General features: G+C 65.3%; 13 protein-coding genes. 2 read left to right on the top strand and 11 right to left on the bottom strand.

The features are described 5' to 3' along the window. The 5 genes from ABDB81_RS11260 to ABDB81_RS11240 form a co-directional block, all read right to left on the bottom strand. Positions 1 to 429: ATP-binding cassette domain-containing protein (locus tag ABDB81_RS11260; protein ID WP_346811136.1), on the bottom strand; the 429-nt coding region annotated here is incomplete at its 3' end. Between the two features lie 331 nt (positions 430 to 760). Continuing rightward, positions 761 to 2,428 (bottom strand): FAD-dependent oxidoreductase, encoded by a 1,668-nt coding sequence (locus ABDB81_RS11255; protein WP_137926219.1) that lies wholly within the window; start codon positions 2,426 to 2,428, stop codon positions 761 to 763. Positions 2,429 to 2,516: 88 nt separating this feature from the next. Continuing rightward, positions 2,517 to 3,368 (bottom strand): lysophospholipase, encoded by an 852-nt coding sequence (locus ABDB81_RS11250; protein ID WP_346811134.1) that lies wholly within the window; start codon positions 3,366 to 3,368, stop codon positions 2,517 to 2,519. A gap of 197 nt (positions 3,369 to 3,565) precedes the next feature. Next, positions 3,566 to 3,967 carry a Cu(I)-responsive transcriptional regulator gene (cueR, locus tag ABDB81_RS11245; protein ID WP_137926217.1) on the bottom strand — a complete coding sequence of 134 codons (402 nt, stop codon included), beginning with the start codon at positions 3,965 to 3,967 and terminating at the stop codon, positions 3,566 to 3,568. After that, positions 3,964 to 6,390 (bottom strand): heavy metal translocating P-type ATPase, encoded by a 2,427-nt coding sequence (locus ABDB81_RS11240; protein WP_346811132.1) that lies wholly within the window; start codon positions 6,388 to 6,390, stop codon positions 3,964 to 3,966. The genes cueR and ABDB81_RS11240 overlap by 4 nt, the downstream gene beginning before the upstream one ends. A 186-nt stretch (positions 6,391 to 6,576) precedes the next feature. Between ABDB81_RS11240 and ABDB81_RS11235 the strand changes: the two genes are divergently transcribed. Further along, the gene (locus tag ABDB81_RS11235; RefSeq protein WP_137926215.1) at positions 6,577 to 6,777 is read left to right on the top strand and encodes a heavy-metal-associated domain-containing protein; all 201 of its coding nucleotides are present in this window, start codon (positions 6,577 to 6,579) and stop codon (positions 6,775 to 6,777) included. 55 nt (positions 6,778 to 6,832) lie between these two features. Here ABDB81_RS11235 and ABDB81_RS11230 read toward each other — a convergent pair whose 3' ends face one another. The 6 genes from ABDB81_RS11230 to ABDB81_RS11205 all read right to left on the bottom strand — a co-directional run bounded on the left by ABDB81_RS11230 (position 6,833) and on the right by ABDB81_RS11205 (position 18,338). After that, positions 6,833 to 7,561 carry an OmpW family outer membrane protein gene (locus ABDB81_RS11230; protein ID WP_137926214.1) on the bottom strand — a complete coding sequence of 243 codons (729 nt, stop codon included), beginning with the start codon at positions 7,559 to 7,561 and terminating at the stop codon, positions 6,833 to 6,835. Between the two features lie 225 nt (positions 7,562 to 7,786). Further along, entirely contained in the window at positions 7,787 to 8,758 is a 972-nt protein-coding gene (locus ABDB81_RS11225; RefSeq protein ID WP_346811130.1) for a delta(1)-pyrroline-2-carboxylate reductase family protein, read from the bottom strand. A 63-nt stretch (positions 8,759 to 8,821) separates the two neighbouring features. Further along, positions 8,822 to 11,044: a penicillin-binding protein 1C gene (gene pbpC / locus ABDB81_RS11220; RefSeq protein WP_346811129.1), complete on the bottom strand. Its 2,223-nt coding sequence runs from the start codon at positions 11,042 to 11,044 to the stop codon at positions 8,822 to 8,824. Between the two features lies 1 nt (position 11,045). Continuing rightward, a complete protein-coding gene (locus ABDB81_RS11215; RefSeq protein WP_346811127.1) occupies positions 11,046 to 11,780 on the bottom strand; it encodes a lysoplasmalogenase in 735 nt (244 codons plus the stop codon). Then, complete coding sequence (locus ABDB81_RS11210; protein WP_346811126.1) at positions 11,777 to 17,764, bottom strand: MG2 domain-containing protein; 5,988 nt, start codon at positions 17,762 to 17,764, stop codon at positions 11,777 to 11,779. Before ABDB81_RS11210 ends, ABDB81_RS11215 begins: the two co-directional genes overlap by 4 nt. A 94-nt stretch (positions 17,765 to 17,858) precedes the next feature. Continuing rightward, positions 17,859 to 18,338 carry an Lrp/AsnC family transcriptional regulator gene (locus tag ABDB81_RS11205; protein ID WP_346811124.1) on the bottom strand — a complete coding sequence of 160 codons (480 nt, stop codon included), beginning with the start codon at positions 18,336 to 18,338 and terminating at the stop codon, positions 17,859 to 17,861. Between the two features lie 137 nt (positions 18,339 to 18,475). On the opposite strand from ABDB81_RS11205, the gene phhA reads away from it, so the two are divergent. Next, a complete protein-coding gene (phhA, locus tag ABDB81_RS11200; protein ID WP_137926208.1) occupies positions 18,476 to 19,414 on the top strand; it encodes a phenylalanine 4-monooxygenase in 939 nt (312 codons plus the stop codon). Positions 19,415 to 19,416: the final 2 nt, after the last annotated feature.

The raw sequence follows: 19,416 nt of genomic DNA, 5'->3' as shown, positions 1-19,416 counted from the left end.
CGCGAATTCGGTGAGACCGACCTGATCGAGCAAGTCCATCGCACGCGCATCCAGCACGTCGAGCGAGCGCTCGCTGCGCCAGAACTGGAACGCGGTGCCGAGTTGACGCTGCAACCCGATGCGCACGTTCTCGCGCACGGTCAGGTGCGGGAACACGGCGGAAATCTGGAACGAGCGAATCACGCCGCGCCGCGCAATCTGTGCGGGCTTCTCGCGCGTGATGTCGATACCGTTGAAAAGAATGGTGCCCGTGGTGGGCTCCAGGAACTTGGTGAGCAGGTTGAAGCAGGTGGTCTTGCCCGCGCCGTTCGGCCCGATCAATGCATGGATCGAGCCGCGACGTACGCGCAGATTGACGTCGCTCACTGCGGTGAACCCCTTGAATTCCTTCGTGAGGTTCTTTGTTTCCAGGATGATTTCCTGAGTCATAGTCTCCTGCCCGCCCTCTTGCTGCGATGCCGGGTTGTGCCCGGCAACTGACAATGGTTCGAACTCCGGCGCTGTCGCCATATTTGCCGCGTTGTAGTGGTTGTGATGAACGGCGCGGCTGCCGTAGATAACGATGCGCCAAGTGAAGACTCAGGCACCGTATACCGGCAACTATTGTGTGCGCCTGCTGCGTCGCAAAACATCGGGGTTTGCACTAGGCGTAATACATTCGCCACGTGGCGCATAGGCGACGTGCGGCCCTGTACCGACGCCGCATGCGGGGCTGCCGCCCATACGACGCCGTGTATCGTGGAAGACCCTTATAGGGCGGCTACGCCGAAACCGGGGTGACGATTTCCGGCGAAATTGCTGCGCCGCTCGCACGCGCCTTGCGATCCGCGCGAATCATCTCGCTGGCACGCTCCGCGATCATGATCGTCGGGGAGTTGGTGTTGCCCGATGTGATGAGCGGCATGACGGAGGCATCGACCACGCGCAGCCCCGCAATACCGCGCACGCGGAGCCGGTTATCCACCACGGCGGCGGGATCGTCAGCGGCGCCCATGCGGCACGTACCCACTGGATGGAAGATCGTCGTGCCGATGGCGCCAGCGGCTTCGGCCAGTTGCTCGTCGGTCTGGAACGCGGGACCGGGCAGCCACTCCTGCGGCTTGTAAGGCGCCAGCGCGGGCGATGCCACGATGCGGCGCGTGAGCCGGATCGAATCGGCCGCCACCTTGCGATCTTCGTCGGTGGAGAGATAGTTGGGTGCGATGCGCGGTGCGCGCCGGAAATCGGCGTCCTCGATATGCACGCTACCGCGCGACGTGGGACGCAGGTTACACACGCTCGCGGTGAAGGCGTTGAAGGCATGCAGCGGATCACCGAACTTGTCGAGCGACAGCGGCTGCACGTGGTACTCCACATTGGCGCGCGCCTGGCTGTCGTCGCTGCGCGCGAACGCGCCCAATTGCGACGGCGCCATGCTCATCGGCCCGCTCTGGTTGAAGGCATATTGCAGGCCGATGCCGAGCTTGCCCCACCACTTCGACGCCTGCGTGTTGAGCGTGCGCACGCCATCCACCTTGATGACCGTGCGCAGTTGCAGGTGATCCTGCAGGTTCTCGCCCACGCCCGGCAAGGCATGGCGCACGCGGATGCCCAGCGCCTGCAGGCGCTCCGGCTGGCCGATGCCGGACAACTCCAGCAGTTGCGGCGAATTCACGGCCCCAGCGGCCAGGATCACTTCCTCGGTCGCTTGCGCCTCCGCCGGCTTGCCACCGCCCAGGTATTGAACGCCTGTGCAACGACGGCCATCGGGTGTATCGAACGTCAGCGCACTGACCTGCGCGCCGGTCACGATGGTCAGGTTGGGCCGCTCGGATGCCTTGCGCAGGAATGCCTTGGCCGTGTTCCAGCGGATGCCGCGACGCTGGTTCACCTCGAAATAGCCCACGCCGAAGTTGTCACCGCGATTGAAATCGTCGGTGCGCGGAATGCCCGCCTGCTCGGCGGCATCGATGAATCGTTCGAGGATGTCCCAGTGCAGCCGTTGCCCCTCCACGCGCCATTCACCACCCGCGCCATGGAATTCGTTGGCCCCCCGATGATGATCCTCGCTGCGCTTGAACAGCGGGAGCACGTTCTCCCAGCGCCAGCCGTCATCGCCGGTGAGGCTGGCCCATGCGTCGTAGTCCTCGCGCTGGCCGCGCATGTAGATCATGCCGTTGATCGACGAGGAGCCGCCCAGCACACGCCCGCGCGGATAGCCCAGCGACCGGCCGTTCAGGCCCGCCTCTTCCGCCGTGCGATACAGCCAGTCTGTACGTGGATTGCCGATGCAGTAGAGATAGCCGACCGGAATATGGATCCAGTGATAGTCATCCTTGCCGCCTGCTTCGAGCAGCAGCACCTTCACGCCGGGGTCCTGCGTCAGGCGGTTGGCCAGCACGCAGCCGGCGGAACCGGCCCCCACGATGATGTAGTCGTACGTCTCCATGTCCCCTTGCATCCTTGCAGGCCCTGAGGGCCGTGGCTGTCATTGTCGGAATGCCGGAGATCATCGCACGACTTTCACCGCGCGGGCGTCAGGGCTTTACCGGAACCTCCAGGTGGCGGCCCAGCCATTCGTCCAATGCGGCGAATACCTCGCCACGCAACGGCTGCGTCTCGTTGAAGATCTCGTGGTAGCCGGTATCGAACCAGTGCATCTCCGCAACCCCTTCCGGAATGCCGTCGAAGAACGTGCGGCTGCCCTGCGGATCGACAAGGGTGTCCGCGCCGCCGACGAGCATCAGCGTGGGGACTTCGAGCCGCCCTGCATCGCCCTGCGCCTGCGCCATGCCGCGCAGGAACGATTCGAGCACACTGGCGCTGATGGTGCTCTGCACAAGCGGATCGTTACGGTAGTCGCGGACGACTTCTGCGTCATGCGACAGCATGCGTGCATCGATGGGATTCGGCACGCGCATACGCGGCGCCAGTGCCAGCAGCACGCGCTGCAGCGTCAGCATCGTGTTTGACAGCTTCAGTGCGAGCGCGGGTGACGAGAAGATCAGCGCACGAATCGGGCGCACACGCGCCGTGGCGAACTGCGCCGCGACGAGTCCACCCATGCTGTGGCCGAGCACCATCGGCAGCTCATGCCACTGGCGCTCGGCGGCATCGTAGATTTCTGCCAGGTCATCGACGTAGGCCGTGGGGCCGGGGACCACCATGCGCGGACCGCCACTGGCACCGTGCCCACGGTGGTCGTAGGCACGTACGCGCAAGCCCCTTTCGCATAACGCAGCCGCAACGTGGTCATAGCGCCCGCTGTGTTCGGCCAGGCCGTGGACGAGCAGGACGGTGCCGAGAGGTTCTGCGGTAGCGGGAAGCCATGTACGGACTAACAGTTCGGTGCCATCGCGCATGCGTTGGCGGGATTGGGTGGCGGTCATGCGTGGGTCTCCCGAATTGTTTTTTGATCTTTTGTTTTGCGCCCCTCTCCCACGCAGTGGGAGAGGGGTTGGGGGAGAGGGCTGGAGGTTCTGCTTGCCTACCACCTCGAAATTTGAACCGCTTGCCCTCTCCCCCGCCCCTCTCCCGCAAGGCGGGAGAGGGGAGAAAACCAATAGCGAGAGATACTCAACCTTCCCTACCCATGACACCCCGCCCTTTCCATATCCGACAAAATCGGACAATCCGGCCTGTCATCACCGGAACACGCTTCCGCCAAAGACTTCAACGTATCCCGCATCGCAGCCAGCTCGGAGATCCTGACTTCGAGATCCGCCACGTGCTTCAACGTCAGCGCTTTCACATCGGCGCTGGCCCGTCCGCGATCGTGCCAGAGCGATAGCAGTCCGCGGATCTCGTCGAGCGAGAAGCCGAGATTACGGGCGCGGCGCACGAAGCGCAAGGTGTGCACGGCGCGTTCGTCGTAGCGGCGATACCCGCCATCGCTACGCGGCGGCGCATCGACCAGGCCGATGGACTCATAGTGCCGGATCATCTTCGCCGACACGCCGGATGCCTGCGCGGCTTCTCCAATGTTCATCGCGATGTCTCCTTGTCGATCTCCGGATGCCAGCGGCGCAGCAGCAGCGCATTGCCCACCACGCTGACGCTTGAGAACGCCATCGCCGCGCCTGCCACCACGGGATTCAGCAGCCCCGCCGCAGCCAGCGGAATGCCCACCACGTTATAGACGAAGGCCCAGAACAGGTTCTGACGAATCTTGCGCACGGTGCGATGCGAAAGCGACAGTGCATCGGCCACCAGCGACGGGTCGCCACGCATCACCGTGATACCGGCTGCATGCATCGCGACATCGGTGCCCGTGGACATTGCCACACCGACATCGGCAGCGGCCAGCGCGGGGGCATCGTTGATGCCGTCACCGACCATCGCCACCACGGCGCCGCCTTGCTTGAGTGCCGCCACACGCGCGGCCTTGTCCTGCGGCAGCACTTCGGCCTGTACTTCATCGAGTCCGAGCAACTCGCCCACACGCGCCGCAGCGCCGGCGTTGTCGCCCGTGAGCATGACGGTGCGAATGCCTGCATCGCGCAATCGTGCGATGGCCGCTGCAGCACCGGGCTTTACAGCATCGCCGAATGCCACGAGTCCGAGCACGCGCGATGCCGCCACGTCGATCAGCCACGACACCGTGCGACCTTGATCGCGCAATCGATCCGCTTGCGCACCGAGCGCACCCGCGTCTGCGTGTAGCGACACACGCAGCCCTTCGCTGCCGAGCTGAAGTGTTTGTCCATCGACCACGCCTGCGATGCCACGTCCCGGCAACGCGTGCACATCGGTGGCAACAGGCACCGCAATGCCGCGCGTACTGGCCATCGCCATCACCGCACGCGCCAGCGGATGTTCGCTACCGCTCTGCAGCGCGGCGAGCTTCGCGAGTACGACCGCGTCATCGCCATCCACAGCATGCAGCGCCACAACCTCGGGCTTGCCGACGGTCAGCGTGCCCGTCTTGTCGAAGGCCACCACGGACACGCGATGCGCGAGTTCCAGCGCCTCCGCATCCTTGATCAGAATGCCTGCGCGCGCACCCGCGCCGGTGCCCGCCATGATCGCGGTTGGCGTGGCCAGACCCAGCGCGCAAGGGCACGCGATGACGAGCACGGCCACCGCGTTGAGCAGCGCGGTGCTCCAGTCATGCGCCACCAGTCCCCACCCGAGCAACGTGGCCAGGGCGATGCCAAGCACCACGGGCACGAAGACCGCGCTAACGCGATCGACGAGTCGCTGGATCGGCGCCTTGGCGGCCTGCGCATGCTCCACCATGCGGATGATCTTCGCGAGTACGGTCTCCGCGCCCACGGCCACGGTACGCGCCACCAGCAGTCCATCCTGGTTGATCGCGCCACCTGTGAGCCGATCACCGCGTTGGCGTACTACCGGCACCGGCTCGCCGGTCAGCATCGATTCATCGACGTGGCTGCTGCCTTCGATCACTTCCGCATCGACGGGAATCCGTTCACCGGGCCGCACCACGATATCGTCGCCCACGCGTACCTGCGCCAGCGGCACGGTCTGCTCCACACCGTTGCGGCGGACCTGCGCGGTATCGGGACGCAACGCGGCCAGCGCGCGGATTGCCTCGGCGGTCTGGCGCTTGGCGCGCGTCTCCAGCCACTTGCCGAGCCGCACCAGCGTGATGACCACTGCCGCGCTCTCAAAATAGAGATGCGGCATGGTGTCGCCCGCCGTGAACATCTGCCAGAGGGAGAGTCCATAGGCAGCCGATGTACCCAGCGCCACGAGCAGATCCATGTTGCCGGCCCCGGCGCGCACCGCCTTGTAGCCGGCCTTGTAGAAGCGCCAGCCGAACACGAACTGCACCGGCGTGGCCAGCAGCCACTGGAACCAACCGGGCAGCATCGCGTGGATGCCGAACCATTCGAGCACCATCGGTGCCACCAGCGGCAACGACAATGCGGCAGAGATCGCCACCGGCCATGGGCCCGACCAGAAGTCGGCTCGCGGCGTGGCCGTACCCGGTGCTGCGATGGTTTCCACCACGGGCTGGGCGCCATAACCTGCGAGCGTCACGACCTCGGCCAGCGTCGCGGCATCGGCAGCACCGCGCAGCACGGTCACCGTGGCGCGTTCCGTCGCCAGGTTCACCTGGGCATCGACCACCCCCGGCAAGGCGCGCAGCGCGCGTTCTACGCGGCCTACGCAGGATGCGCAGGTCATGTCGGCGATATCGAGTGCGATTTCGTCATGCGGCACTTCGTAGCCCGCCGCGCTCACGGCTTGCGCCGCCGCAGCCAGCACCGCACCGTTGTCGGCCTGGAGGGTGGCCTGCTCCGTGGCGAGGTTCACGGCCACATCGCGCACACCCGGCACCTTGGCCAAAGCGTTTTCCACGCGCCGCACGCATGACGCGCAAGTCATGCCTTCCACGGGAAGGCGCCATTCGGAGGGGTTCAGCGAGGAAGCTGGCGTGGTCATGGAAGCGGACTCAGGGCATCGGCAATACAGGCACTGTGGACCTTACCACCATTGGAAGGTCAAGGTTTTCACGCAATGCACGCCCGCGTTGCGCTGTCCCTTATCTTCCCCTTGCGCTTCCCACGATGGGAAGGTTCATACTCCAGTCCGAGATCGTTTCTTTCCTCCCCATTTCAAGGAGTTTCCATGATCCAGTTCCAGGTAGAAGGCATGTCCTGCGGCCATTGCGTGAGCGCCATCACCAAGGCCGTGCACGCGGTGGACCCGGCTGCACAGGTCAGCGCCGATGTGCCCACGCAGGCGGTCAAGGTAGAGTCCGCCGCAGACCGATCGGCACTGCAGCAGGCGATCGAAGGTGCGGGCTATCCGGTTAAGAGCGCCGCATAACGTACAAAGGGCACCCCGAGGGGTGCCCTTCTTCACTGCTGGTCCCCGCAGGGGATCAGAAGCGGTAGCCGACGTTCAGGAAGGTCACGATCGGGTCGATCTTGATCTTCGTGTGCGACTCGACCTTGGCGCCGTTGGCCAGCGTGGTCGTGAAGTTAGCCGTCGTGGAGATCGGCACATACGACACCGACAGACCCACGAACCAGTTATCCGTGACAGCGTAGCTGGCACCGATGTTGAACACCGGATTCCAGGACGACTTGGCCGTGGCGGCCATCGTCGAACCCGGGCCGAATTCGCCCTGAACAAAACTCTGGTTCGTCACGGTCTCGCCCGTGAACCACGTGTAGTTCACACCGATACCGACGTACGGGCGGAATTTCGTCTTGGCATCGAAGAAGTGCCACTTCGCCACGATGGCCGGGCTCCACTGGCGCACCGTGCCGAGCTTGCCGTACTTCTCGTAGCCACGGTCACCGCTCACGTCATGCTTCGGCGGCACACCCAGCACAAACTCGGCCGAGATGTTGTCGGTGAAGAAATGCGACATCGTCAGGCCCAGCGTATCGGCCGAATCGATCGTGGCACCGGTGTTCTGGCGCTGCAGACCACCCGTCGGGCGACCGGCGACGGAATCGATGGTCAGAAATTCGGAATGCCCCTGGGGCATCACCCGCATCCAGCCGAAGCTGACGATGTTACTGCCCGCGGACTGGGCCTGTGCGACGCCAGCCAGTGCCATGGCGGCGCCTGCCACCAGCATCTTCTTATAGATCTTTTTCATTGTTCCTCTTGCTCCATCCTCTTTGAATACAACCACTGCTGGGTCGCATTATCCTGCGCGGCCCGCGCAGCCTGTTTCAAACACGGAACGGGATCATAGAAGAAATGCCCTAAAGGCAGGGTTAACCCAAAACAGCGGGTGACCAATTAGGAGTTTTCCGAAAGAAAGCGACGCGTCAGCGCAACGGTTCTGTTTCAAAACTGAGAAACATTACCCACAACATGGCTATTTTGACGAGTCAACGGCGCTGGCCAGCACGCACGCGGCGAGGTCCCACAGCGCATAGCCCACGCTCTTGAACACCAGCGGGCTGCCGGCCTTCGTCCGCAGCGCCTCGCCCTGCAGAATCGCAGTCTGGAAGGGCTGCACGTCGTTCCAGTCGATACCGGCCTGCAACAGATCCCCGGCTTCGTCCTCGATCCCGAACAGGGTGTCGGCCAGCAGACGGCCACTGGCTGCGGCGGCATGGCAGAGCTGCGGGGGCAGTTCGCACATGTCGGGGCGGAAAGCGCCGACGCCCGCCACGAAGTGCCGGTCCGTCCAGAGTCCGCTATCGAGATCGGGCAGCACGGCGGTACGGCTCGATGTCACCGTGACCACCATCGATACGCGCGGCAGCACTGCAGCCACCTCGTCGATCACCTCCGCCTCCACGCCTAGCTCGCGCGCATGGTCGGCCAGTGCCTCTGCTTTGGCCCGTGTCCGAGACTGGAACCACACCTTGCGCACCTGCAGCCCGGCGACGAAGGCTTCGAGGTGCGTCTCGGCCTGCACCCCAGCGCCGACGATCAACAGTTCGCCGTCCGGCACCGGAGCGAATTGTTGCGCGGCCAGCAATGACACCGCAGCGGTGCGGCGACCCGTGACCGTGGGTCCGTCGAGCATGGCGATGCGCTCGCCGGTATGGGCATTGGCGACGAGCACTTCGCCGAGGATCGTTGCAAGGCCGCGCCGAGGGTTGTCCGGATGCACCGTGATGTTCTTGGTCATCACCAGGTCGCGGTTGCGCGCCGGCATCACCAGCAGCGTGCCAGCACCGTGCTGTGCATCGCCAATGGGCAGCGCGATGCGTGGTGGCGCCATGGCCGTGCCATCGCGCAACTCGCCAAGCATGGCGGCGATGGCCTGCGCCAGTTCGGGATACGGCAGACGGGCGGCCGTGGCGGCGGCATCGAGCGGCTGGAACGAATGGGTCATCGGAAAGCCTTGCAGGTCACGTCAGGAGGCGAGCATTGTCGCCGACACCAGCGACAGGCAGGTTCAACGCCGCGCAGAGACCTTCTGCGGCCCAGCGTCCTTCACGCTGGCGCCGCGCACCTCGATGCCGATGTCATGAACGACCTTGCCTGCGGCATCCACCAGTTGTACACGATGCCGTCCCGGCCACGGCAGCCATGCCACCTGCCCGCCGCGGCCCAGGGGCTTGCCATCCATTCGCCAGCTCACCGCATTCGCAGTCTGACCGGTCAGACCATCGGCATGGAACCAGACGCGTTGCGCAGCAGGCGGAATATCCGGATCGAGCGCGAAGATCGTGCCGTCGGCGGGGCTTGCGATGGCTGGCGCGCTCTGCGTCTTGCCCGTGGAGCCCACGCGGATCTGGCTGACTGCCGTCCCCGTCACGAAGACTTCCTCGCGCGCCGGTTCGAGATTGCCGTCGAACGTCAGCGCCACACGCTCCACGCCCGCAGGCATCGTGGGTGCCTGGCTCGGCGTGCTGCCATGCAGGGCCTCCATGACCTCGTGCCAGACCGGCGCCGCACCCGACACACCGGACACGTCATGCATGCTCGCACCGCTGGCATTGCCCACCCACACGCCCACGGTGTAGCGCTGCGACCAGCCTACCGCCCAGTTGTCGCGCATGTCCTTGCTCGTGCCGGTCTTCACCGCCGTCCAGAAGCGCGTGGTCAGCGGACTGTCGAGTCCGAACGTGCGCGCTCGCGCATGGCGATCCGACAGCACATCGCCAATCACGTACGCCGAGGCTGGCGACATCACAGTGCGCGGCGCAGCGACCGTAGTGGACGTCATCCGCGCAGGCGAATACGCCCCCGCATTCGCGAAGCTCCGATAGGCATTGGTCAGCGACAGCAGCGATACATCGGCACTACCTAGCGCGAGGCTATAGCCGTAGTAATCGCCCGACTGCGTCAGCGGCAGACCGAGCGCAACAAGCCGGCGATGAAAGCGATGCGGCGTGACCATGACGAGCGTGCGCACGGCCGGCACGTTCAATGACGCACCAAGCGCCGCGCGCAGGCTCACCCAGCCCGCATAGCGATGATCGTAGTTCTGCGGAATGTAGAGGCCACCGCCTGTGGGCAGATTGACGGGCCGGTCATCGAGCAACGATGCCGCCGTCAGCCTGCGTTCCTCGATGGCCTGCGCATAGAGGAACGGCTTCAACGTGGAACCCGCCTGCCGCAGCGCCGCCGCGTGATCGACCTGCGCCGCCGCCGACAGCGCGCCCGACGATCCCACGTAAGCGAGCACGTCGCCACTGACGTTGTCGATGACGACTACCGCACCGTCCTCGACATTGCGGCCCGACAGTTCACGCAGATGTCGGTCGAGACTGTTCACGGCCACGCGCTGCAAGTTGGCATCGAGCGTGGTGGCGATGCGCGGTGGCAGTGGGTTGCCTGCCGGTGTCATCGCACGGGTTTGCGCGATCACGGCACGCGCCAGGTGCGGCGCAAGATTGCCACGCCGCGTCGCCATGCCGTCGCCAGGCAGGCTAACCGCTTTCGCGAGCATCAGCGCCGTGAAGCCTTCGAGTCCGTCGCACTCGCGCGGCTGCTTCATCTCGCGCAGGATGCCGCACGCGCGCTTCGATACCTGTTGTGCGGAAGCATTGGGGCTGCGCACGAGCGCCACGGCCACCGCCGACTCCCGCGCATCGAGTCCGCTCGGCGCCTTGCCGAACAGCGTCTGCGACATCGCCGACAAGCCAACGAGTTCGCCGCGAAACGGCACGAGATTCAGATAGGCTTCAAGAATCTGATCCTTGCGCCAGCCGCGTTCCAGCGACGCTGCACTGACAACCTGCCCCACCTTCTGCCCGACGCTGCGGCCCCGCCCCGTGCGCAGATCCTCGTCGAGCAGGCCCGCCAGTTGCATCGTCAGCGTGGACGCACCACGCGTGCGCGTGTTCCACAGATTGGCCCACACCGCAGCGGCCACGCCCTGCCAGTCCACGCCGCTGTGCGCGTAGAAGCGCCGGTCCTCGGACATCACGATGGCCGTACGCAGCGCTGGCGAGGTATCGGCAAGCGCCACCCAGTCACCGCGCCGTGCCTTGAAATCATCGCGCACACGCGCCACGGTTTCTCCATGCCGATCGGTCACGACGATATCGGCGCTGCGCCAGTTGTCGCGTACCTCGCGGAAACCAGGTACGGCGTGGGCCGTAACCGCCGACATCAGCAGGCAGGCCGCAGCCACAAGGCGGATACGAGAGCAGAGGCGCAACTTCAGCATGTCATCTTTGCTCGCCACACTCGCTGCAGACGCTGCGTTCGCGCGGTCCCGATACCAGGCCCGCCACCAGCAACACCTGCGCAATCGCATAGGTCCACCAGATGCCGAGCTGGTAGGTATCGAATGGCGACAGGAACTTCGCCATGCCGATCATTGCGTCGGACGCCACAAAGAACAGCGCACCGATCGCAGCCAGCGGCGTGGGCAATCTCGCCATCAGTGCCGAACACGCCATGATCGCGACGATCACGATATAGGCGCTCACGGCCACTTTCAGTTCGCCAAGGTTCGGCCAGAACCGGCCCAGCATCGCACCCGCAGCACCGAGCACGATGCCGCAACCGACCAGTCGATGCGGACGCAGATCTTCGATCAGCGGAATGAAAATCCGCATGTAAGCCATATGCGCCAGCAGGAACGCGCCGAGTCCGCCCAGGAACGAAATCCGCAGCCCCGGTAGCGCCAGCAGCAGATCGCCAAGTGCGGAGAACAGCAGCGCCGTGACGAGCCAGCGCCGCTCCTGCTTCGGCTGATGGAACCACGCCGCGCGCGCCAGCAGCAACGCCATCGCTGCCTTCCATAGCGGCTGATAGGCAATCCTGCCCGTCAACGGCGCGCCAGCCGGCAGATCCAGCGAGACCTGGAACAACAGCAGTCCATAGGTGATGCCGGCCAGCGTGCCGACCAACCACCATTCACGCACGCGCGGGGGCATCCGCATGGTGATGAAGGTCACTTGCCAGCTCCTACAACGACCTTCTGGTTAGGCGTTTCGCCAAAGACATCGGGCGCGTACATGGCTTCCACACGCGATGGCGGCAATGCAAACTCGCCAACATTGTTCAGCCGCACCGTGTACTCCACCTGCAGCGCGCCCTTCGGCACATAGCTGAAATATTCGCGATACGCCTCGGTGGTGCGCTCGGTGAAGTCGGACCATGCCTTCTTCTCGTCGCGCGTGGCAATCACCGAATCACGGCCCAGGCCGCTGCCGAGGATCGTGGCGCCAGTGGGCACCGGATCGCTGACCACCACCCACGTCATGTCGGACTGTGCATCGATATCGAGCTTCACGCGGTATGTATCGCCGCGCGACCACTTGCCCGCCACCGCCTGCTCCACCGGTGTCACGGTGCGGCGCACACGATAGCCCGCCGAGACCGGTTCGGTCAGCGGCACCGCCGCCAGTGCGCGCACCGTGGCCCACGGACGGCCCGTGCCCTGCTGCTCCACCTGCAGCGCGCCGAGTGCGGGGTTGCCTGCGGACGTTGCCGGCCACGGCAGATCCACCGCGCCGCTGGCCACGCCTTCGGTCTGCTTCGCCTTGCTCCAGTCGAACGTACGCGTGGCATCGCCGAGCGTGGCGCGCGCCGTGCCCGCCACCGGTGTTTTCTCGTAGACCTGCGCGTAACGCTTGATCGCCAGCACGCCCCACGCATTGGCCGTGGTGGTCATCCATGCACCGCGCGTCTGGCGGCCGAGCAGGCCCGTCACCAGTTGCGGTACATCGTCCTTCCACGTGGGCAGCTCGGAAGCCAGCGCCAGCAGCTTGGCCGCGTTGACATCGCCGCCCTGCATCAGCCACCACCAGTTGTCGCTGCGTTCAGTAGAGAACACCAGCCGCGTGCCCTGCACTGTCAGGCGACTACGCAGCAGTTGCGTGGCATCGGCCATGCGCTTGTCGCGCTCGGGAACGTCCTGCATGCGGGAGAGAATCGAGAGCCAGTCGATCAGCGCCGCAGTCGGCCACTGGTCAGGCAGGATCTGGATCGAGCCGAGCATGCGCGCCTGTGCGCGGCCGCTACGCGACAACGCTTCGATGGCGGCGAGCTTGCGCACGTCGAGATCCATCGATGCCGAAGCCGGCGCCCAGCGCGGCGGGGTGATGCGTCCTTCCACGAACGCGATCAGTCCACGCTCCATCTGCTCGCGCTGCGCATCGGGAATGCGCATTGGCAGGCCAGCACGCGACGCCTCGTTGGCAATCGTCAGCAGATACGCGGTCAGCACCTCGCTGCCCGATTGCCCATCGCTGCGCAGCGGGAAGTAGGAAGCCAGCCCGTTAGTGTCGAGATACGACGGCAGTTGCGCCATCAGTGCATCCCATGCCGATGCATCGGCCAGACCCAGGGACTTTGACGTACGTTGCTCCAGGCAACTGAACGGATAGTTGCGGAACCACTCGCGCACGCCCGGCATGCCACCTGCCAGCGACGATTGCAGCGAGACCTGCATGCCACCACGCAACCGGCCCGATGGATCGGCCAACGCGCCAGCAGGCGCCTGCACCGGCACGGACAGGTTCGGCGTGAGCTGCGCGAGCATCGCCTGCTGCACCGTCACCGGCACGGCGGGCACAATCTGCTGCGATACCTTGAGCTTGTCAGTGGCACCGCCGCCACCCTTCTCGGTAGCGGCAACTTCCCAGAGGATCGTGCCGCTGCGAGAGTACGCGAGCAGCGCAGGCGCGGTGATATCCCAGTTGACTTCGCGCGCTTCGCCCGCAGGAATCTGCACCGTTTGCGTAGGCAGCGTCTGCGCATCGACCAGCGTCGCGCGGGCCGTGGCCTCGACCGTCATCGCGCGCTGCGTGGTATTGCGCAGCGTGAACATCGCACGGTACTTGTCGTCCTCGCGCACCAGCAGCGGCAGGCCCGAAATCATCTGCAGGTCCTGCGTCGCGGCAATCGATGCACTACCCGTGCCGAAGCGGTTCACGCCGAGGTCCGCCACGGCCACGATGCGGAAGCTCGTCAGCGAATCATTGAGCGGCACCTCCAGCGTGGCCTTGCCTTCCGCGTCGAGCTGCACGCGCGGATTCCAGAGCAGCAGCGTGTCGAACAGTTCGCGCGTCGGACTCTTGCCGCCGCCACCACCGGCCGGCACCGCCTTGCGGCCATAGTGGCGTCGTCCGATGATTTCCATCTGCGCCGTGGACGTTTCCACGCCATAGCTACGCCGCTGCACCATCGCATCGAGCAGGTTCCAGCTACCGTTCGGCATCAGTTCGAGCAGCGCCTGATCCACGGCAGCCAGCGCCACTTCGCCATTCGCTGCGGGCTTGCCATCGGGCAGCTTGACCTGCACCACCACGCGCGCCTTGCCGCGCACCGGATACGTCGCCTTGTCAGGCGTCACCGAAACATCGAGGCGATACGCTTCACTGCCCACGCGGATCTCCGCGAGGCCCAGGCGGAACGCTGGCTTCGACAGGTCCACCAGCGGCGACGGCGCCACGTACTCCTTGCCCTCGCTGCGGAACGCACGCCACCAGTCCAGGGGCTGGCGCCAGCCCCACGAGAAGAACGAGTACCACGGCACTTCACGCAGGCGTCCGCGAATGCTCAGGACCGATACATACACGTTCGGTCCCCACTCCGGCTTCACCTTGAGCTTGATCGTCGGATCGCTGCCGTTGAGTTCGACGACCTGCGTTTCCAGGATGCCTTCGCGCTCGATGGCCACCAGTGCCGTCGCGCGGCGGAACGGCATGCGCACCTGGAACACGGCGGTGTCGCCGGGCGCATAGCTCTTCTTCTCGGGCAGTACATCCATGCGGTCGTGGTTCTCACCGCCGAACCAGAGTTCACCCTGGCGCGTCACCCACACCGTGGTGGCCGCCTGCGCCATGCGGCCATCGGCATCGCGCGCATTGGCAATCAGTTCGACTTCGCCGGCCTGCGAGAGCGCCACCTCGCAGCGCGCCCTGCCCTGCGCATCGGTGCGCGCTTCGCACACCACGCCGAGGTCCTTCGTCTCGCTACGGTTGTCGTAGCGGTAGAAGCCGCCCACTACACGCTTGCGCGCAGATGTGGTGATGCGGGCACGCGCCTTGATCTGCACGGGCGAGTCCGCAATCGGCTTGCCTTGCGTATCGACCACCACCGTCTGCACCGCCAGCTTCTGGCTGACCGATACCCAGCTTGCCGCGCGAATGCCCACCACCACGGCCGAGGGCCACAGCGAGACGTTCTGGCGCAGCGTCTGGATCTCGCCGTTCGGATCGGCAAAGCCGGCTTCGAGCACGAGGTCGCCCGGCGTGGTCACCTTCGGCAGATCCTTGATCGTGACCTTGCCGTTGCCGTCCTTGTCGAGCGTCATCGGCAGCTTGTCCGCCACGAGCTTCTCGCTCTCGCGTGCACTCTCGCTGTCCTGGTCTTCTTCCTCGTCGCCGCCGCTGCTGCTCGACTGCTGCTGCGCACGCGGCGGGTTGAACGAGAACTCGTCGTAGTCCGCAAAGTTCACGGACTTGCCGCGCAGCAGTGCGGAGACACGCACCGGCAGGCCCGCCGCACCACCACCGTTCAGGTAGTGGATCTCCACGCCCACCGGCACCTCGGTGGGCGCCACCAGTGCGTTGCCCTTGATCTTCGGGTCCTTGGTGATCGACAGCGAACCCGACATCACCGGCAGGCGGAACGCTTCCACACGGAAACTGCCGCTCTCCAGCGTGCGATTGTTCGTGTAGACCAGCGCCACGTCATAGACGCCGAGCTTGGCCGATGGCGGCACCTGGAACGTGTTCTCTGCACTACGCCCGCCCGTCGCGGTATTGCGCCACGCCAACGGCATCTCGTACTTCTGGCCGCTGCCCTGATGCGTGATCACCAGCGTCTCGGGCATGTCCTTCGGCAACGTAAAGCCCTGTGCGGTCTCGTTGCGGATCAGGTGCTTCATCGACACCGTCTCGCCAGCACGCACCAGCGTGCGATCGAAGATGGTGTGCGCGCGAACCGTCTGCTTGGTGCTCAGGTCCGTGGGCACGTTGAAGCGCCAGTTCTCGATGCCGCGCGTCCAGTCGGACATCACAAACGCCATGTCGGCCTTGCCACGCGCCTGCGGATGATCGGCGGCGATGCGTGCGGACACGAAGTAGCCATCCATGCCGTTGGCGCAGTCCTTGTGACGGCGATCCGGCAGCTTGGCAAAGCGCGCCACGCCCGTGGCATCGCTGACACCTTCGCCCAGCAGTTCGCCATCGCAGTTGCGCACTGCAAGCCTGGCATTGGCCACGGGCTTGCCATCGTCAAGCGTGGTGACCCACGCCATGCCGCTCATGTCACCTTCACCCTCACCGCGTGCGAGCTTGAAATGCACGCCGAGGTTGGTCACGAGCACGGCGGTCCGCACGTACATCGGCGCCTTCTTGCCGAGCAGCGCTTCACCCAGCATCGGCGACGCGATTTCCACGACGTGGAAGCCGGGCTCCGGCAACGGAATGCCCACCACTTCGAAGGGGCGCGGGTTGGTGTCGGTCGACTTGGGAATGGCGAGTGTCCTGGCGCCCGTCACGCCGTTGAGCAGCGACACCGCACGGGTTTCCACAGCCGGTGCATCGCGCGGGCTGCGCACGCTGTACGGCGCCTGGCCGGTGCGGATCGCGGCGATCTGCTCCTTGGTCCAGGTGTTCTCGTGCATGCGCTTGACCATGCCGAACCAGCGCAGGATGGCGCCGTCGTCATCGACCTTGAGCCGCGCCACGGTGCCAGCCTCGGCACGCACGGACAACGTGGGCAGGTCTGCCTCGACGTTGCGCAGCGTCACCGGCAGCAGCGGCGGAAAATCATTGGGCGACTTGCCGCGCGGCACATCGGCAAAGCGCTCCACCACGCCGAACGGTGCGGCGGCGAACTTGGCCAGCGGCGGCAACGTGGCCGTGGTCAGCTTGATCGGGAACAGGTCGGCATTGGCGAGCGCGCGGCCGCTTTCGTCCTTGAGATCCTTTGGCGCTTCAATCGTCAGACTGGCCTTCTCCGCGAACGGCCCCTTGAACTGCACCGACGAGACGGGTGCATCGGCAGCCTCGTCCGGATCGAAAGCGGGCTTCTGCGGACCCGATGGGCCTTTGAGCACGATGCCTTCGGCCAGCTTGCGTGGCACCGGCGACGAGAACGTGACCGTCATGGGCCGCAGCGGTGTGCAAGGTGCCTCGGCACGTTCACGCTCGCAGGTGAAACCCGCGGTAAAAGGTTCGCGCACGGTGAAGTCGAAGCGACGCGCCGCAGTGGTGGCCAGCCCCGATGGCGTGGCAATGCCGGCGTCGAGCACCAGTTGCATCCGCGCGCCGCCGGGCAGCCGCTGCTGGCAGGCCAGCAGGTGGATAGCGTCACCCTCGCGCTTGGCCACTTCCTTCCAGTGCAGCGCCTCGATGACGGTGTCGCGATCCTTGCCGGTCAGCAGCCGCACGGGGATGCGCTCTCCAAGACCTTCGGCCTGGCACCACGCATGCTGGCGAATCGAGCCCGCAGTGGCCGCACCGTTGAAGCGCAGCGCAAAGACCTGGTCTTCCTCGACCTCACCGCCCGAGGGGCGGGCCGATACAACAATCGGGCCGCCCGTCTCGAACTTGTATTCGGTCTTGCCGGCGAAGTCCTTGCCGGCCACGCTCTTGAGTCCGCTGCTCATCCGTACCGTGCAGCGCACACCGGGTGGCAGGTCGCGTTCGAAGTCGTAGACCCAGTTGGTGGCGTTGACCCAGCGGCCCGAGCCGCCCACGCTGCCGCCCGTGCAGGAGACCGCAGCAGGCGGCGCGGCCTTGAGGTCGCCCATCGGCACCATTGGCTCGTCAAAGCGGATCGCCACCTGGCGGACCTGCGGGTTCACCCCTTCGGGCGAAAAGCGCGTGACCTGCGCCGCCGTGGCGGCCGGCGACCACGCCAGCGCACTCAATACCAGACCTGCGGCGGTGGCGCGTGCCACCGTGGCGATCTTCCCGATCATGCTGACTTCTCCGGATTTTTGGCTCCGGGCGAGGGTGACACGCGCCGATGCCAAGCGCAAGCCTCGGCACATTTCGGCAGAACTACATTCCGGGTCAGCGCAGATGCGACAGCGGCAACGCCCCCTCACGCTTGAGGGCCGTCAGGACGATATTCGAACGCACGCTTTCCACACCGGGCACGCGCATGAGCCGTTTCATCGTGAATTCGGCCAGCGTGGGCAGGTCCGGCACCACCACGCGTACCAGGTAGTCAGCCTCGCCGGCCACGGTGTAGCACTCCTGCACTTCTTCAAGCAGCAGGATTTCCTCCTTGAACCGCTCGATGATCGTGTCGCCATGGTGGGCCAGCTTCACACTGATGAAGACCAGCACCCCCAGCCCCAGCGCCTGTGGCGACAGGTTGACCCGATAGCCGGTGATCACGCCATCGGCTTCCAGCTTCGCGAGCCGCCGCCCGACCTGGCTGGGCGAAAGGTGGACGCGCTCGGCCAGTTGCTGGTGGGTGGAGCGTCCGTCGCTCTGCAGCGCCGCGAGAAGCGCCAGGTCGTAGGGGTCGAGGTCGGTGGGGCTCATGGCGCGCAGGAATTCCGCATGACGAATCGAAGATGTGCGGATTATATGCATCGACATCGCAAAAATCACTGCTTTTGCGGCCAGTCCGCGCGCTTGCATGGCTAGACTATGCGTAAAACCCGCATCGGAGACACCCCATGAACCTTTCGGCCGCCACGACCGAAGCCGCAACGGAAGCCAGCTTTGCCGGCACGATGACCGCGAAGCTCCAGGAACAGTTCGAAGCCGGCCTGCTGTCCGGCCAGGAACTGCGCGCCGACTTCACCATCGCCCAGCCGGTCCACCGCTATACCGAGACCGACCATGCGATCTGGCGCAAGCTGTACGACCGCCAGGCGTCGATGCTGCAAGGCCGTGTCTGCGACGAGTTCCTGCAGGGTCTGGCCACACTCGGCATGGAACGCGACCGTGTGCCCGAGTTCGATCAGTTGAACGAGATGCTGATGCGCGCCACGGGCTGGCAGGTAGTGGCAGTGCCGGGACTGGTGCCGGATGAAGTGTTCTTCGATCACCTGGCCAATCGCCGCTTTCCGGCAAGCTGGTGGATGCGCAAGCCGGAGCAGCTCGACTACCTGCAGGAGCCGGATTGCTTTCACGACGTGTTCGGCCATGTGCCGCTGCTGATCAACCCGGTGTTCGCGGACTACATGGAAGCCTACGGCAAGGGCGGCCTCAAGGCCGCGCGGCTGGGTGCGCTCGACATGTTGTCGCGCCTGTACTGGTACACCGTGGAATTCGGCCTGATCCAGACGCGGGACGGTCTGCGCATTTTCGGCGCGGGCATTCTGTCGAGCCAGGGCGAATCGATCTACAGCCTCGACTCCGCCAGCCCGAACCGCATCGGTTTCGACCTGCACCGCATCATGCGCACGCGCTATCGCATCGACACGTTCCAGAAGACGTACTTCGTGATCGACGATTTCGAACAACTGTTCGATGCCACGCGTCCGGATTTCACATCGCTGTACGCCGAACTGCGCGCGCTGCCGACGCTGGGCGCCGGTGACATCGCAGAAGGCGATCAAGTGATCCAGGTGGGCAACCGCGAAGGCTGGGCCGATAGCGACGACATCTGAAC

The organism is Cupriavidus sp. DL-D2 (genome assembly GCF_039710735.1).
In the GTDB taxonomy this organism is placed as follows: Bacteria; Pseudomonadota; Gammaproteobacteria; order Burkholderiales; family Burkholderiaceae; genus Cupriavidus.
Note: the sequence above shows the minus strand (reverse complement) of the source record. Positions and strands in the feature narration are given on the sequence as shown.

Coding starts and splice junctions, on each gene's coding strand:
- ABDB81_RS11210 (WP_346811126.1), bottom strand. CDS start 17,764: ATGATCGGGAAGATCGCCACGGTGGCACGCGCCACCGCCGCAGGTCTG.
- ABDB81_RS11205 (WP_346811124.1), bottom strand. CDS start 18,338: ATGAGCCCCACCGACCTCGACCCCTACGACCTGGCGCTTCTCGCGGCG.
- ABDB81_RS11235 (WP_137926215.1), top strand. CDS start 6,577: ATGATCCAGTTCCAGGTAGAAGGCATGTCCTGCGGCCATTGCGTGAGC.
- phhA (WP_137926208.1), top strand. CDS start 18,476: ATGAACCTTTCGGCCGCCACGACCGAAGCCGCAACGGAAGCCAGCTTT.
- pbpC (WP_346811129.1), bottom strand. CDS start 11,044: ATGCTGAAGTTGCGCCTCTGCTCTCGTATCCGCCTTGTGGCTGCGGCC.
- ABDB81_RS11255 (WP_137926219.1), bottom strand. CDS start 2,428: ATGGAGACGTACGACTACATCATCGTGGGGGCCGGTTCCGCCGGCTGC.
- ABDB81_RS11250 (WP_346811134.1), bottom strand. CDS start 3,368: ATGACCGCCACCCAATCCCGCCAACGCATGCGCGATGGCACCGAACTG.
- ABDB81_RS11225 (WP_346811130.1), bottom strand. CDS start 8,758: ATGACCCATTCGTTCCAGCCGCTCGATGCCGCCGCCACGGCCGCCCGT.
- ABDB81_RS11230 (WP_137926214.1), bottom strand. CDS start 7,561: ATGAAAAAGATCTATAAGAAGATGCTGGTGGCAGGCGCCGCCATGGCA.
- ABDB81_RS11240 (WP_346811132.1), bottom strand. CDS start 6,390: ATGACCACGCCAGCTTCCTCGCTGAACCCCTCCGAATGGCGCCTTCCC.
- cueR (WP_137926217.1), bottom strand. CDS start 3,967: ATGAACATTGGAGAAGCCGCGCAGGCATCCGGCGTGTCGGCGAAGATG.